Source organism: Pseudomonas sp. SIMBA_068 (assembly GCF_046534705.1).
GTDB classification, from domain to species: domain Bacteria; phylum Pseudomonadota; class Gammaproteobacteria; order Pseudomonadales; family Pseudomonadaceae; genus Aquipseudomonas; species Aquipseudomonas putida.
This window is the reverse complement of record NZ_JAWRYI010001546.1, coordinates 1-239: the sequence shown is the minus strand read 5'-3', so window position 1 is coordinate 239 and position 239 is coordinate 1. Positions and strand designations below refer to the sequence as shown.

Genomic DNA, 239 nt, shown 5'->3' with positions numbered 1-239 from the left:
CCGGTGCATATATTCCCCGGCAACCGGCAGATTTTCGAAGTTAGCCAGAATATGACGGCGGATTTCGGTCAGCACTTCCGGCTGGTTGGTGCCGATATAAAACACCTGCTGATTTTTTTCCGCTTCGAAGGTATCAAGACGTACTGCAAAGACCGCCAGCTTCCCGGCGCAACCAGAAGATTCAAATAACCGATCAGGATCGGCGTTATAACGTGCGGGCGTGTCGGCTTCAATATCAC

At 51.5% G+C, this 239-nt stretch carries 1 pseudogene; it reads right to left on the bottom strand.

The window, feature by feature from the left end:
* A pseudogene (locus SB756_RS34870) lies at nt 1-239 on the bottom strand (D-lactate dehydrogenase); the annotation flags it as partial.